The following is a 13,103-nucleotide window of genomic DNA, read 5'->3' as shown; positions in this document are numbered from 1 at the left end:
CCGGTGGACACACCGTAAGGGGTTACCTTGGCAGAAGTACCCATTACCCGACAGCGGCGCCCCATCCCATGGCGCACGATTCCGTACGAGGCGAAGCCCTCCCTGATCGCGGGCAGCCTTGCAGGGGAGCGTCCCGTCCCGGCAGTGCGGCCCGGCCCGGCCCGGCCGGCCAGTGTCCTCGCCCCGGCCCTGAACCGCAAAGCGTCAGCCGACTGGATCTCCACGCACATCAACCTCCTGCGGGTGACCGACTCCCTGATGGTGGCGGGTGCGGTGTTCCTGGGTTCCATGGCCGCCGGTGGCGGAACACTCCTTGACGGAACCAGCGCGGGACCGGCGGCCGCGGTGGCGGTCATCTGGATGGCCGCCCTGGAAATCAACAGGACCCGGGATTCCAAGGTCCTGGGCGTCGGGGCCGACGAGTACAAGCGCGTGGCTGCCGCAACGTTCCGGGTTTTCGGTTTGCTGGCGATGGCCGCCGTCGTGTTCTCGATCAATGGCGGCTCCGCCCTCGTGACCGTATCGCTGCCCCTGGGGATCACTGCCTTGACCGCCAACCGCTGGCTGTTCCGCCGCCGGCTGGCAACCGAGAAGGCCAAGGGCCGGCACCTGTCCCGCGCCATCGTGGTGGGTGAGCCTGAGGACGTGCGGTACGTGGTCCACCAGATCAGGAAGAAGTCAGGGCCCGTCTACCAGATCCTGGGTGTCTGCCTGCCAGGCTCCCGCCGGGGGGCAAAGTTGCGGGTGGACGATGAGATCGTTCCCGTCCTCTCCTCAACCGATGACATCCCCAGGACGGCCAGGCTGGCGACGGCGGACTCCGTGATCATTGCCGGCCCCCTTCCGGGCGGGAACCGGTTCATCCGTGAGCTGGGGTGGCAGCTGGAGGAGTGCTCAGCGGAAATGGTGCTGGCGGCAACCCTGACGAACGTTGCAGGGCCGAGGATCCATTGGCGGCCGGTGGAAGGCCTTCCGCTGATGCACGTCGACATCCCGCAGTACTCGGGTGGAAAACACATCCTCAAGCGGGTGGTGGACGTGGCCCTTGCCGGCTGTGCGCTGCTGGTCCTGTCGCCGGTGCTCCTGCTCCTGGCCGCCATCGTGCGCCGGGACAGCCCGGGCCCCGTCCTGTTCCGGCAGGAACGCGTCGGAAAAGACGGCCGGACGTTCGGGATGTACAAGTTCCGGTCCATGGTGGTGGACGCCGAAGAACGCCTGGCACACCTGAACACCAGCAACGAGGGCGCAGGCGTGCTGTTCAAGATGCGTGAAGACCCGCGGGTGACTAAATGCGGACGGTGGATGCGGAAGTACTCGCTGGACGAGCTGCCGCAGCTTTGGAACGTCTTTACGGGCGACATGAGCCTGGTGGGTCCGCGCCCGCCCCTTGCCCGCGAAGTCAACGGCTACGAGCGCCACACCCACAGGCGCCTCCTGATCAAGCCAGGCCTCACCGGCCTTTGGCAGATCAACGGACGGTCTGATCTTTCCTGGGACGAAGCGGTGCGGCTGGACCTGTACTACGTCGAGAACTGGTCAATCGCCGGGGACCTGCTGATCCTGTGGCGGACCTTCCGTGCGGTGGTCCAGCCCTCCGGCGCTTACTGAGGTATTGAGGAAGAGGAAGCCATGGAGCCCTGGGAAAGTACTTTCAGCCTGGTCCACTTAGTGCCGCGCAAACTCCGGGCCGCGGTGGTGGGTACAGGATCGCGTGGCGCCGGCCTGGCCAAAGCTTTCCAGGCCAGTCCGGACTGGGAACTGGTGGCGGTCTGCGACGCGGATCCCCTCAGGGCCACCCGGCTTTCGCGCAAGCTGGATGATGTTCCAAGCTTTGCGGCGATTGACGAACTCCTGGACTGCGTCGACCTGGACGCGGTGGTGATCGCTACCTCCCACCGTGCCCTTTACGGGACCGTGATGACCGCGCTGCGCGCCGGTAAACACGTCCTGGTGGAAGAACTGCTCGCCGACAGCCTCGAACGTGGACGCGAAATGGCGGCGGAAGCGGAAAGCGAAAGCGTAGTGCTCATGGCCAAGAGCGCGGCCTCCTTCGACCCGGCCGTGCAACGGATGCAGAAAGTGATGGACAGCGACGCCCTCGGCGAGATCCTGTTCATCGAGGCCCGGCGGTCCGAAACCGGACTGGCCCGGGCCGACCGTGACGTGTTCTGGGACCTGTCCCCGGACAGCCTTGCAGTCCTGGACCACGTGCTCCCGGGCGGCCTCAACCCCTGGAGTGTGTCAGCCTTTGGAGGGGACCCGCTGGGCACCGGCCGCGACTGCGTGGGCCACGTGTATTTCAGGCTTCCCAATGACGCGCCGGTGCATCTGCACATCAACAGGTTGAGCCATGTGAAGAGCCACCGGCTGGTCATCGCAGGCACCCGGCTTACGCTGGCCTGGGATGGCATGCTGGTCCAGGAGCGGCTTCGCCTCCTCAACCCCGGACCGTTGGGCGGACAGCCCCGCACCGCACCCTATTGGGCAGAACCCATCCTGCTCCAACAAGAGGACGAGGAAGTGCCGGTGTCGGTGCTGGACGCCGAGAACCGTGCCCGGCTGGCCACTGAGCTTGCCCACTGCATCCGCGGCCAGCGGAAAGCAGGCTCTGCCACTGCGCCGGGACTGCGCGTGCTGTCAGTCCTTGAGGCCGCCACCCGGAGCCGGGCCCGGGACGGGCAGGCATCCGCCGCTGTTGCGCCGCCACCGGACGGCCAGGAAACCGCCGGAACCGGGCATAAGAGCACTTTGTGGTCCACGTGAAGGAAAATACCGGCCCCCATCCTGCTCCTCCCAAGAAAGTTGGTGCCCCGTGGCCACGGAATCCGTCGTCGCCCGCATAGAAGTCACGAAGCCGTGGCTGGGGCAGGAGGAAGCCCACGCCCTTGCCGATGTCGTCTATTCGGGTTGCGTAACCCAGGGCCCGAAGGTCAAGGAGTTCGAGGCAGGCTTTGCACTCGCCCACGGTGCCCGTTTCGCGGTGGCCACGTCAAGCTTCACAACAGCCCTGCACCTGGCCCTGGTGGTGGCGGGGATAGGTCCGGGCGACGACGTGGTGGTGCCTTCCTTGACCTTCATCGCCGCGGCCAACGCGGTGACCTATGTGGGTGCCCGTCCGGTCTTCTGCGACGTCGACCCCGCCACGGGGAACGTGACCGCGGAAACCATCCATGCCGCCCTGACCCTGGACACCCGCGCGGTGATCGTGGTGGACCAGGCAGGGGTTCCGGTGGACCTGGATCCGATCCGGGCATTGTGCGACCGCCATGAGATCACGGTGATCGAAGATGCAGCCTGCGCCGCGGGTTCGCGGTATAAAGGCAGGCCGGTGGGCGCCGGAGCAGATGTGGCTGTCTGGTCCTTCCATCAAAGCCACATACTGACCACCGGTGAAGGCGGCATGCTCACCACCCGCAGGGCCGACTGGGCAGTCCGTGCCCGCACCCTCCGGGAACATTCAAGCAACCTGGCCGTCCTGGACAGTGGGGAATCGTGCCTGTCACCACGGGAAGTCTGCCTGGAAGTCGGCTTCGACTACCGCATGACGGACCTCCAGGCGGCCGTCGGCATAGTGCAACTGAAGCGCCTGCCGGAAATGGTGGAGCGGCGCCGAAAGATCGCCGGCACGTACATTGAGGCACTGGCAGGCCTGAAAGGTTTGCGGATTGTCTCCGATCCGCCCTACGGCACCACCAATTTCCAGTCCTTATGGCTGGAAGTCCTGCCAACGTTCCCCGCCACCCGGGAAACGCTGCTGGGAAGGCTCGCCGAAGCGGGAATCACCGGCCGCCGGGGGCCCTATGCGGCCCACCGCCAGCCGGCCTATCGGTGGCGGGACACCGGCAATGCCTCGCTCCGGGGCACCGAGCGGCTGAGCGACCGCACCCTGGTGCTCCCGGTATTCCATGAAATCGACACGGCCAGCATCAACCGGGTCATCAACGCAATCAGGAACACGGCCCACCCGGTGGGCTCGTGAGCGAGCTGATCCTCGTTGCAGCGAGCGGCCTTGCCCGCGAAGTCCTTGCCATGGTGCGCGGCAGCGGCCAGTACGACGTTGTGGGCTTGCTGGACGATGACGAGGAGATGGCCGGCGTCACGGTGGACGGGGCCCCGGTCCTGGGGACCATCGATGACGCCACCAAATACACGCACGCCTTCCTGCTGGTGTGCCTGGCGTCCAGCAAGGAGCGCGAATCCGTGGTGCAGCACCTGGCCTCCCTGGGGATCCAGGAGTCGCGGTACGCCACCGCCGTCGATCCCTCCGTGCAGTACCCGGAGGGCTGCCGGATCGGGCGCGGCAGCATCCTGATGCGCAACGTGACGCTCACTGCTGCCGTGACGCTGGGTGCGCACGTGGTGGCCATGCCCTCGGTGACGTTTTCGTACGACGACGACGTATCGGACTTTGCGACGTTCGCTGCGGGAGTTTCGCTGGGCGGCGGCGTCCGGGTGGGGAGGGCTGCCTACCTGGGCTTGAACTCCAGCGTCCGGGAAAGGACGTCCGTGGGGGATTACGCCACCATTGGAATGGGCGCGGCGGTCCTGAGCAACGTGCCCGACGGCGAAACCTGGGTTGGTGTTCCCGCCCACCAGATCGACCACGACGTGTTCAACTACCGCAGGGCCCGCTAGGGCTGCGCCACGGGTGTGGACTAGAGCCTGGTACGGAAGAACAGCTCCGTGACGGTGGACAGGCGCAGGGGATCCTCCACCCCGCACAGTTCCCGGGCCGAGTGCATGGAGAGCAGCGGCACGCCCACGTCCACCGTCCGGATGCCCAGGCGGGTTGCCGTCAGCGGTCCAATGGTCGAACCGCAGGGCATGGTGTTGTTGGAGACGAATTCCTGGTAAGGCACACCCGACTCAGCGCAGAGCCGCGCCCAGAACGCCGCCCCAAAGGCATCCGTGGCATAGCGCTGGTTGGCATTGATCTTCAGCAGCGGGCCGCCATTCAGGACGGGATGGTTGGCGGGGTCGTGCCGCTCGGCATAGTTCGGATGGACCGCGTGGCCGGCGTCGGCTGACAGGCAGAACGACGCCGCCAGGGCCTGCCGCCGTTCGCCCAGCGTCGCGCCGAGGCCGTCGGAGATGCGCACCAGCACGTCCTCGAGGATGGGCCCGCAGGCACCGGAGCGTGAATTGGAACCGATTTCCTCATGGTCGAAGGCGGCAAGCACGGCAATGGGGCCCCCCGCCGAAGCCCCGGAACCGGAAGCGTGCGCGATGAGCGCCGCAAGGCCGGCGTGGGTGGCGGAAAGGTTGTCCAGCCGCCCGGACGCGAAGAACTCCCCCTTGCCGCCGAAAACCGCTGGTGCCTGCGTGTCTGCAATGACGACGTCGTACCCGCCAATCTGTGCCGGGTCCACGTCCGCGCCCTCCACGGAGGAAGCCAGGACGGCGAGCAGGTCGGCGCCGGCAGGGTCACCAAGCCCCCACACCGGATTCATGTGCCGCTGTTTGTCCAGGGTGAGCCCGTCGTTGACGGCCCGGTCCAGGTGGATCGCCAGCTGCGGGAACCGGAGCAGGGGTCCGGTGGCTGCCAGGTGTTCCGTTCCGTCCAGCATCACCAGCCGACCGGCGAGCCGCAGTTCCCGGTCAAGCCAGGAATTCAGCAGCGGCCCGCCGTACACCTCCACGCCGGCCTGGAGCCAGCCGTAGGCCCCGGTGGTGGGCTTGGGCTTGAGCTTGAAGGACGGCGAATCCGTGTGGGCGCCGAGGATGTTGAATCCGGTGGCCGGACCGGCGCCCTCGGGGACAACCCATGCGATGAGGGCGCCGTCACGGATCACGAAGAACCGGCCCGCCCCGCCTTCCCACGGCTGCAGCTCGTCCAGCCGGATGAACCCGGCTTCCTCGAGCCGCCTGCCGCCCTCGGAGGCAGCGTGGAAGCTCGACGGCGACGCGGTGACGTAGGTGCCAAGGTCGCGGACGTGGTCTGCAGCGGAGGAAGGCAAAGGCATGGTCCCGAGTCTAGCGCCGGGCTTCCTCCGCCGGGGTTCCGGCGGTTGCCACAGCCGGCTGGGCGGTGCCCTTCCGGCGGTACCGGAAGACTCCCATGCCCACCACGACGGCCGCCAGCGCCAGGGAGAGCAGCAGCGACTCGCGGGTGGACTCAACGATGACCATGCCGATCAGCAGGGCCACGATGCTGATGATGGCGGCCCAGGTGAGGTAGGGGAAAAGCCACATCTTCAACTGCAGGTCGTTGCCTGCCGCGCCCATCCGGCGGCGGAGGATCAGCTGGGAGGCGGAGATGACCAGCCAGACGAACAGGGCGATCGCACCGGAGGTGTTGACCAGGAACAGGAAGACCGTGTCGGGAGCGATGTAGTTCAGGCCCACCGTGACAAAGCCGACCACGGTGGAGGCCAGCACAGCGGCGGCGGGGACGCCACGGCCGGAGATGCGGGTCCACGAGCGGGGTGCGTCCCCGCGGGTCGAGAGCGAGAAAAGCATGCGGCTGGCGGTATACAGGCCGGAGTTGAGGCAGGAAAGGACCGAGGTCAGCACCACGACGTCCATGATCGTGCCGGCACCGGGAATGCCGAACAGCTCGATGACTGCAACGTAGGGGCTCTTGGCCACGGAGGCGGAGTTCCACGGCAGCAGGGTGACCACCACGGCGATGGAGCCGATGTAGAAAACGAGGATGCGCCAGACTGTGGACTTTACGGCCTTCTTCACCGCGTCCACCGGGTTCACGGATTCGCCGGCGGCGATGGTGGCGATTTCCGCGCCGAAGAAGGAGAAGACGACGACGAGGATGCCGGCCAAAACTGCGCCCGGGCCGTTGGGCATGAAGCCCCCGTTGTCCAGCAGGTTACTCAGGCCGGGGGCCGGAACGCCGGGGATGAGGCCCAGGATGGCGGCGGCGCCGAAGATCAGGAAGAGGACGATCGCCGCGACCTTGATGGATGCGAACCAGAACTCGAACTCGCCGTAGGACTTCACGGATCCGAGGTTGGTGAGCGTCAGCAGCACCATGAGGACAAGGGCCCACACCCACTGGTCGATGCCGGGAACCCACCGGTGCATGATCGCTGCACCTGCGGTGGCCTCGATGCCCAGGACGATGATCCAGAACCAGGCATAGAGCCAGCCGATGCTGAACCCTGCCCAGCGGCCCAGCGCCTTGTCTGCGTAAGTGGAAAAGGATCCTGTTTCCGGGTTCGCTGCCGCCATCTCGCCCAGCATGCGCATCACCAGGATGACCACAAGGCCGGCGGCAGCGTAGGCGATAAGGATGCCGGGTCCGGCCTGCTGGATCGCGGCCCCCGAGCCGACAAAGAGTCCTGCACCGATGACGCCGGCAATGGCGATCATCGACAGGTGCCTGGGTTTCAGGGATTTGGAGAGTTGTTGGTCTTGCATGGGAGCGCCGTCCTGTTGGGGAATAGCCTGGGGAGGCAGGGGGTCTGGGGCGGTGTGGCCACTTCGGGCAGGCCGTGTGGTGCGCCACATCGTCGTTTTACCCTAGGTCCGTCCCCGGGCGCCAGGCTTTGTGCGATTCTCCAGATCTGGTGACGACCAACAGGACGGGACTCCAAGCAGGAGGCGTAATAGGCAAGATAAGTTGCTCAGCAGGCACATTTGTAATGTGCCGGAAACCACGGGAGGCTTACACGTCCCGCCGTTTCAGCAGCACTGCGGCGAGCAGCAGCGGAACCACCACCCACGCTCCGAGGACCAGGGCAGCCTCCCAGGCTTCCAGCGTGTCCGGCACATGTTCAGCGGCCGTGAGCGGGTCGACGGTATTGCCCGGCAGGTACTTCCGGGCCTCCTTGAAGAAGTCGCCGGGAATGAGCTGGAACGCGATGGGTGCCACAAAGAAGATGCCCACCAGGCTCATGATGCCGCCGGCCGAATTGCGGATCAGCGTCCCCAGGGCCATGCCAATGGCAGCCACGGCCGCCACATAGACGCTGTTGACCAGGAGCAGCTTGACCGACTGGGAACTTCCCGGGTCCAGCTGCAGGCCGTAGTTATCCAGGATGGGCACGGCCACCAGGCCCGCTACCCAGGTGGACACCGCCGTGACCACGAACGACGTCACCATGACCACCACGAGTTTGGCGGCAAAGGCAGGCAGGCGCCGGGGTACAGCCGCGAAGGTTGACCGTGCCATCCCGGTGGTGAATTCCGAGCTCATCAGGAGGACGCCGAGCGAGCCCAGGATCAGCTGCGCGAAGGCGATGCCGGACGTGGGAACACTGACCGCGAGGTCGCCGCCCTGTGCTGCCATCCGGGCCGCCGCCTGCGGGTCGCGGGTCGCGGCATCCGCGAACTGGCCCGTGCCCCAGGCGGAAAGTGCACCGAATCCCACCATCACCACTGCGGTCGAGGCGAGGAGGATCAGGGTGGAGAGGAGGCTCCGGAATTTGATGACCTCGGAGTTGAGCACCCGCAGGAAAGTGGGGCCGGGAAGATGCTGGGTACCGCTTCGGGAGGACATGCTGCTGTTCGATGGCGCCGGTTCGCGCGGGGACATGGGTTCGGTGGTGGTTGAGCTCATTTGGTTGCCTCCGCCGCGGGCAGCGAGTGGTATTCGACGTCGTCCTTGGTCAGTTCCATGTATGCCTCCTCAAGGCTGGCCACCAGGGGCGTGAGTTCGTAGACAATGATCTGGTTGTCCATGGCGGTCCTGGCGATTGTCCTGGGGTCCAGGCCCGTGACCTCCAGCAGGTCCTGCTCCTGGTGGGCAACAGAGGCCCCCCGGCCTGCGAGAAGCTGGTTAAGGCGGACCGGCTCATCCGTGCGGACCTTCGTGCGCGCCTGGCCCTTGCCGGTGATGATGTCCTGGATGGGGGCATCGGCAATCACCCGCCCCCGGCCGATGACGATCAGGTGGTCGGCCGTCTGGGCCATTTCACTCATCAGGTGGCTGGAAAGGAAGACGGTCCGTCCCTGGGCAGCCAGGTAGCGCACCAGGTTGCGCACCCACACCACACCCTCCGGATCGAGTCCGTTGACGGGTTCGTCAAGGATGAGCGTCTGCGGGTCCCCGAGCAGCGCGGCGGCGATCCCGAGCCGCTGGCCCATGCCCAGCGAAAAGCCGCCGGCCTTCTTGCGGGCCACCGCTTCGAGGCCGGTCATTTCGATGACTTCATGCACCCTGGACTTGGGGATGCTGTGCGTGGCCGCCATGGCCAGGAGGTGGTTGTAGGCGCTGCGGCTGGTGTGGACGGCTTTGGCATCAAGCAGTGCCCCAACCTCCCGCAGCGGGGCCCTGTGCCGGACGTACGGCAGGCCGTTCACGGTGACGGAGCCCGACGTCGGCCGGTCCAGTCCCATGATCATGCGCATCGTTGTCGATTTCCCTGCACCGTTCGGGCCCAGGAAGCCGGTCACCTGGCCGGCCCTGACGGTGAAGCTGACCCCGGCCACGGCGGTTTTTGCGCCGTAGACCTTGGTCAGCCCGTTTGCCTCAATCATGAAGGATCCTTTGGACGGCAGCGCATGGCTGCGGAAGACGTTCGGGCGGAATGCACTTCCCACGCTACCGAGGCCGCCGGCGCTTGTGGGCCGGTTTCAGGGATGATTCAGGGGCGAATCAGGGTTGTCCGCCACGTGATGGGCTTCAGGGGTGTGGCGAGTAGTAGGCCAATGCCTTGGGCCGCACGCTGTAGGCCACGCTGCGCACCCCGGCCAGCGCTTCGCCGTCGACCGCCAGGGCCATGGGTGCGCCGCCGGCGTCTATCCGGACGTCTTTCGCCTCCCTGAGGTGCGTGATGCGGGAGTCCGCCACCGTTCCGGTCAGCACGGCCCACAACAGCCGGATCCTGGCGAAGGATTCGTCGGCCGTGATCAACCGGACGTCCAGGAGGCCGTCGTCCATGACGGGCCGGAGGAGGGGCGCGTGGTCACGGGGGTAGTAGCGCCCACGCCCCAGGTAGGCGATCCACACCTTGTGCCGTTTCCCGTCGACGGTCAAGGTGGTCGGGGTCCCTGCGGCGAAGGTCCGGAACATCGCCACCACGCCCGCCAGCGGTTTGCCGAGGGCCTGCTGCAGGTGTTCGCGGCGCCGCACGAAGTTGGGGTAGAGGCCGATGCTTGAGGTGTTCAGCATGATCAGTTCGGAGATTTCGGGGTTTTCGGCCAGGCCGCGTTCTGCGGTGACCACGCCGACGTCGGCCAGGGCGGCGTCGCCGTTGGTCGCCGCCGCCACTGCTTCCTTCAGGCTGCCGGTGCCGGCGTCGCGGGCGAAATGGTTCAGGGTTCCGCCGGGCAGCACCAGTAGGGGGATGGACCGTTCGACGGCGGCCGCGGCGGCGGCACCGACGGTCCCGTCGCCGCCCCAGACACCGAGGGCACGGGTACCGGGGGCATCGGCGGTGGCCGCTATCTCCTCCAGCAAATCCTCATCCGGATGCACGGTGTTAATATGCGCCTTTGGGAATACCTCCCGCAGCGCGTCGGCGGTTTCCTCTGTGAAGGAGCCGCCAAGGGTGTTGACCACAATGCTCAGGCCGTCGCCCTCGGGAAGCTTGGGGGCGTCGGTCCACGTCCGCGCAGCCTGCGGAAAGGGCGGGCGGACCGGCCACCAGTGGCGCGTTACCAGGGCAGCGCCTGCCCCGATGGCTGACCCGAAAAGGACATCGGAGGGCCAGTGGGCCCCCGTATGCACGCGGGAGTACGCAACCCCGGCGGCCGCAGGCGCCAGGGCTGCCCCGAGGGCAGGACGCACCAGGCCTGCCCCCACGGCAAAAGCTACCGCCGAGGCCGAGTGTCCGGACGGCATGGAGGAGCTCTTGGGCTGCGGATGGACGAACCGGAAGACCGGCAGGTGTTCGGGCAACGGCCGGGTCCGGGGGAGCAGCGTCTTGAAGATCCCGTTGGTCACCGCGGAGGCCACTGCCTGGGCGATCAGGCCATGCAGCGCGGCCCGGCGGGTCTTGCCGGGGAAAAGCGCCATGAGGGCGGCCACCGCCATCCAGAGTTTGCCATGGTTCGCGGAGGCGGAAAGCCGCCGGAAGAAGTCATCATGGCCGCCACCGGGCAGCCTGGAAACATGCCTCAAGAGGTATCTGTCCAAGCGGCCAATCCACCGGTGGGCGCCGCGCCGGGTGCTCTGCATGTGAACACCCTAACCCCATGGCCGCGTAGTCCTAGGCCGCGTCGGCCGCCTGTTCAACTTTCAGCGGTTTCGCTGCGCCGGCCAGCAGCAGTGCCACCAGGATGGGGACCATGATGGCCAGCAGGGCGGTATGGATTCCTGTCAGGTCGCCGAGGTAGCCAAGTAACGGCGGGCCGGCGAGGAAAGAAACATACCCAAGAGTGGATACAACAGAGACCCGTGCGGCTGCGTGGCGGGGATCATCCGCGGCTGCCGACATGCCCATCGGGAAGGCCAATGCAGCGCCTACGCCCCACAGGGCCGCACCCACCGCCGCAAGCCAGGTGTTGCTGGCGAGGACGAACAGGCCCAGGCCTGCCGCGGCGGCGGCCATGCTTGCCCGCAGGACGGCAGAGCGGCCGAACCTGTCGATGACGCGGCCCCCGAGGAAGCGCATCGCCGTCATGGCCAGGACGAAGAGCGCGAACATGAGCGCCCCGGTTGATTCCGAGGTTCCGAGGCCATCCACTGAGGCCTTGGCAATCCAGTCGTTGCCCGCGCCCTCTGTGAGGGTGGCGCCAAGGACCACCAGGCCAATGAGGATGGTGCGGGCATCGCGCCACGCCGATGGGCCCTTCGCGGGCTTCGGTTCACCCTCCGCCGGCGCCGCGGCAGCGATGTGGGGCAGGAAGAAGCGGGGGGCGGCCAGTGCCACCACCACCACTACCGCTGCTATCGCCACCAGGTGCAGCGGAAGGTCCACTCCGAGGTTCGACAGGCCGGCACCCACCAGCGCCCCTACGAACGCACCGCCGCTGAACGCGGCGTGGAACTGGGGCATGACCGTCCGCCGGAGCTTGTGTTCGACGTCGGCCCCTTCGATGTTTTGCGCCACGTCCCAGAGTCCGATGCCAATGCCAAAGAAGAACAGGGACACGGCCGTTCCGGGGATGGACGTGGCGGAGAGCGACATGGCGATGCCCACTCCTGCTGCGGCTGCCAGGAGGCCGGCAAAGCGGACGGTGTTGGCGGTACCGATCCTGCCGACCACCAGCCCGGCAGTGGGCAGCGCCAGGAGCGAGCCCACGGCTGTGCACAGCAGCAGGGTGCCCATTTGGCCTGACGTGATCTGCAGTGTTTGCGTCACCGCGGGGATGCGTGCCGCCCAGCTGGCGAAAACGAGTCCGTTGATGCCAAAGACCACGAAGGTGGCTACCGCCGCGGCTTTGATGCCCGCATGCTGGTCCGTTCCGGTGTTGGTGCTCATACGTTGACTACTTCCACAGAGTATCGGTCGAGTTGGGCGAGTTCTTCGGTGCTGAACGTCCGGTCCGTGACCACAACATCCACCCGGTCGAGGCCGGAGACCAGCGCGCGGGCGTGTGCGTGCCATTTTGCCGCGGAGGCCGCAAGGATGACTCGTGCCGCGGATTCCAGGCCGGCGCGCTTTACCGCCGCGTCATCCAGGTCATGGGCCAGCAGCCCGTCCTTTCCGTCAACTGCGCAGGGCGTGACCACGGCGGTCTCGAAGCGCAGCGACCGGATGTTGGATTCGGCAAGGGGTCCGCGGAAGCACAGTTCACCGGGCACCAGGCCGCCGCCCGGAAGCAGCAGTGCGGGGCGCACGCCCAACGCGTTGCCTCCAGCGCCTGCGGCGTTCAGCGCCTGAAGGGACATCGGCATCAGCGTCAGTTCCCTGCCGGCCAAGGCGCGGGCAACCTCGGTAGCCGTGCTGCCGCTGTCCAGCCACACCTGTTCCCGGTCCCGAATCAGGTGGCACACGGCAGCTGCGATGCGCTTCTTGGCCCCTTGGTCCTCCAGTTCGCGCTGGCCGTACCCCGGATTTTCCCCGCCGCCGATCAGGCTTTTCGCTCCGCCGTGGATCCGGCGCAGGACGCCGCGGGCGGCAAGCACCTCCAGGTCGCGGCGGATGGTGGCGCCGGACGCGCTGCAGGCACGCATCAGGTCCTCTACGCTCGCCTCCGACTGGCGCCGAAGGACTTCGGCAATCAGGCGGTGCCGCTCATCGGTCTTCATGATCAAATGA

11 protein-coding genes are annotated in these 13,103 nt (G+C 66.9%); 4 read left to right on the top strand and 7 right to left on the bottom strand.

What is annotated here, in order from left to right; all coding sequences use genetic code 11:
• Window positions 1-27 precede the first annotated feature (27 nt).
• From AC2JAJ_RS08155 to AC2JAJ_RS08140, 4 genes are read left to right on the top strand one after another with little or no spacing between them, the layout of a single operon-like run.
• Window positions 28-1,608 (top strand): sugar transferase, encoded by a 1,581-nt coding sequence (locus AC2JAJ_RS08155; protein WP_486416233.1) that lies wholly within the window; start codon window positions 28-30, stop codon window positions 1,606-1,608.
• Window positions 1,609-1,629: 21 nt separating this feature from the next.
• A complete protein-coding gene (locus AC2JAJ_RS08150; protein ID WP_486416234.1) occupies window positions 1,630-2,763 on the top strand; it encodes a Gfo/Idh/MocA family protein in 1,134 nt (377 codons plus the stop codon).
• 49 nt (window positions 2,764-2,812) lie between these two features.
• Window positions 2,813-3,979, top strand: a complete 1,167-nt coding sequence (locus AC2JAJ_RS08145) for a DegT/DnrJ/EryC1/StrS family aminotransferase (protein ID WP_486416235.1) — start codon at window positions 2,813-2,815, stop codon at window positions 3,977-3,979.
• Window positions 3,976-4,635, top strand: a complete 660-nt coding sequence (locus tag AC2JAJ_RS08140; RefSeq protein ID WP_486416236.1) for a NeuD/PglB/VioB family sugar acetyltransferase — start codon at window positions 3,976-3,978, stop codon at window positions 4,633-4,635. The genes AC2JAJ_RS08145 and AC2JAJ_RS08140 overlap by 4 nt, the downstream gene beginning before the upstream one ends.
• Before the next feature lie 20 nt (window positions 4,636-4,655).
• On the opposite strand, the gene AC2JAJ_RS08135 is transcribed toward AC2JAJ_RS08140, so the two are convergent.
• The 7 genes from AC2JAJ_RS08135 to AC2JAJ_RS08105 all read right to left on the bottom strand — a co-directional run bounded on the left by AC2JAJ_RS08135 (window position 4,656) and on the right by AC2JAJ_RS08105 (window position 13,093).
• Entirely contained in the window at window positions 4,656-5,963 is a 1,308-nt protein-coding gene (locus AC2JAJ_RS08135; RefSeq protein WP_486416237.1) for a M18 family aminopeptidase, read from the bottom strand.
• Window positions 5,964-5,973: 10 nt separating this feature from the next.
• The gene (locus AC2JAJ_RS08130) at window positions 5,974-7,374 is read right to left on the bottom strand and encodes an amino acid permease (RefSeq protein WP_486416238.1); all 1,401 of its coding nucleotides are present in this window, start codon (window positions 7,372-7,374) and stop codon (window positions 5,974-5,976) included.
• Between the two features lie 247 nt (window positions 7,375-7,621).
• Complete coding sequence (locus AC2JAJ_RS08125) at window positions 7,622-8,455, bottom strand: ABC transporter permease (RefSeq protein ID WP_486416718.1); 834 nt, start codon at window positions 8,453-8,455, stop codon at window positions 7,622-7,624.
• A gap of 56 nt (window positions 8,456-8,511) precedes the next feature.
• Complete coding sequence (locus AC2JAJ_RS08120) at window positions 8,512-9,435, bottom strand: ABC transporter ATP-binding protein (protein WP_473694225.1); 924 nt, start codon at window positions 9,433-9,435, stop codon at window positions 8,512-8,514.
• A gap of 145 nt (window positions 9,436-9,580) precedes the next feature.
• Complete coding sequence (locus AC2JAJ_RS08115; protein WP_501053442.1) at window positions 9,581-11,077, bottom strand: phosphatase PAP2 family protein; 1,497 nt, start codon at window positions 11,075-11,077, stop codon at window positions 9,581-9,583.
• A 31-nt stretch (window positions 11,078-11,108) separates the two neighbouring features.
• A complete protein-coding gene (locus AC2JAJ_RS08110) occupies window positions 11,109-12,323 on the bottom strand; it encodes an MFS transporter (RefSeq protein WP_486416239.1) in 1,215 nt (404 codons plus the stop codon).
• Window positions 12,320-13,093: a DeoR family transcriptional regulator gene (locus tag AC2JAJ_RS08105; protein ID WP_501053441.1), complete on the bottom strand. Its 774-nt coding sequence runs from the start codon at window positions 13,091-13,093 to the stop codon at window positions 12,320-12,322. Before AC2JAJ_RS08105 ends, AC2JAJ_RS08110 begins: the two co-directional genes overlap by 4 nt.
• Window positions 13,094-13,103 lie beyond the last annotated feature (10 nt).

The organism is Arthrobacter sp. MOO21, from assembly GCF_057369995.2.
This window is presented reverse-complemented; position numbering and strand designations above follow the sequence as displayed.